Raw genomic sequence first — 2126 nt, forward strand, 5'->3', positions numbered from 1 at the left:
CGATTCTCACGGTATCGAGACATAACTGCTTCTTTTTGGCTCTTGTTTGTCCCGATTCTCGCGGTATCGAGACACACTTCTTTCTTTTCCACTCTTGCGTGTCCCGATTTTAGCGGTATCGAGACACACTTCCTTCTTTTCTGCTCTTATTTGTCCCGATTCTCATGGTATCGAGACATAACTATTTCTTTTCTGCTCTTATTTGTCCAGATTCTCTTGGTATCGAGACACATTCTCTTCTTTTCTGCTCTTGTTTGTCCTGATTCTCATTGTATCGAGACACACTTCCTTCTTCCCTACCCTTGTTTGTCCCGATTCTCATGGTATCGAGACATACTCGCTTCTTCTCTTCTCTTTCTTGTCCCAATTCCCACGGTACCAATACACGATACCCCTTCTCCCCTTGCTCTTGCCTCAATTCCCACATAATCGAAAGTTTGCTCTTTTTCCACTCGCTCTTTTCCCGACACTCCCGGCATCTTGGGACATATCTGATTAGCTGAACCCAAATAAAAAGGATGAAATCTCAATGATTTCATCCTTTTCTTCTCTTATAATGACGAATAGTTCACAGCGTCCTTATTGTCATAGATTACGTAGTAACCGCCACCTACATCAAGGTGCTTACCGTCAATTCCATATACCCAAATGCGTTCTCCTGCTTTAAGAGTCTTATGAACTACACCGTTAGGCTTGTACATTGTGATGTTTTTCTTAGGCGTAATAAAGCCCATAACAAGCTTCACATTATTATCTCTTTTCAGAACATGTTTGCCGACACTATCAGATCCAACATAGATATACTGATCATCATAATCGTAAACTCTTAAATATTCACCAGTTTTATAGGTGATGTTACTTGGGTGTTCAGAGAGTTTATTATCGCTAGTTAGACGATATAGTTTAGTTGGCTTATCAATATAGGCACGTCCGATCATGATGTTCATATCACTTTCAGAATTTTTAATATAATATCCGCCACCAACATGGAAGTAATCTCCCATTACACCGTACATTCTAATCATTTCGCCTTTGTTAAAGTTAGGATTTTTATCACTTCTTTTTACAACAGTAAATGTTCCGTCTTCGTTACTTTTTAGAAATGGAACATTATTCGTGTAGATCACAACTCGTCCCACAGGTTGGTCATGGTTTGTCGGGAATGTTGTATGAGGTACAGTCACAGCCGGTGTTGAACCTTGTAGATTAGAAGATGATAGATAACCTTCTTTGCCATTTACACTAACCTTATAGAATGAAAATAAGTTTGCTTTGGCTTCAGATTCATAAGGACCAGAGATAATCTTCACTCGACTATATGGTAGCACCTTAGAAATAATCTTTGATGGAGATACCGTATCAGGAAGATCACGCAGGTTTGAAACCCCATTTGCTAGGGTACTATAAGAAGTATAAACAACATCGCCACTTTTTAAGCTTTGCATAGAGGTTGTGTTCCACTCTTCTATATCATATTGCTTTTTCGTAAACACAAGTGTTCCATTACTAGTTGTTGATGTTTCAATTTTTGGAGTAGGAGCAATCGGAACGTATGCCCAGTCTCTAATATAGTCAAATACCTTTTCCTGATAAGGAGATGGATTTGATTTGCTTGGTACGTTACGTACAGATAGACCGTTGTAGGCCCAGACTGCAAAGTACCAGTGCTCAATTTTCGTGCGATCACGGTCATTTATTCTTGGAATATCGTAGCTCCATTTGCTGTTAAGGATTTTTGCACCTTGTTCGATATTATATTCCGTGCTGTATTTCAATTTATATTCATCAATACGTTGGGCTTGCATTTCTTCTTTAGACATTGTTACTTGCATGATGCCGATTCCACCGTCATTGTTCTTGTTCATAACAGGTTCACCATTGGTTTGATACTGCATCATAGCAGTCTCTTTCATAGCAATTGCCTTTAAGATTTCAGGTGGAATATTATATTTTATTGCATATTTCGTGATGAGTTCTTTTTTCTCTTTTGCACTTAATTCTGTCTCTGCAGCTTCAGCAGTTGGTAGATTCGTAGAAAATATAAGTGTAAATAACAATAGTAAACTTAAACTTATATTTTTCATATGTCTCCTCCTTAATTACTGGCCGTATTGTCAAAACTTCTA

General features: G+C 38.2%; 2 protein-coding genes. Both read right to left on the bottom strand.

Translation table 11 applies throughout. The features are described from left to right. Positions 1-296: 296 nt before the first annotated feature. Positions 297-539, bottom strand: a complete 243-nt coding sequence (locus tag COD11_RS26580) for a hypothetical protein (protein ID WP_141549758.1) — start codon at positions 537-539, stop codon at positions 297-299. A 12-nt stretch (positions 540-551) separates the two neighbouring features. Next, positions 552-2084: a transglycosylase SLT domain-containing protein gene (locus tag COD11_RS25810; RefSeq protein ID WP_098799747.1), complete on the bottom strand. Its 1533-nt coding sequence runs from the start codon at positions 2082-2084 to the stop codon at positions 552-554. Between the last annotated feature and the right edge of the window lie 42 nt (positions 2085-2126).

Source organism: Bacillus sp. AFS040349, from assembly GCF_002577655.1.
GTDB lineage: Bacteria > Bacillota > Bacilli > Bacillales > Bacillaceae > Metabacillus.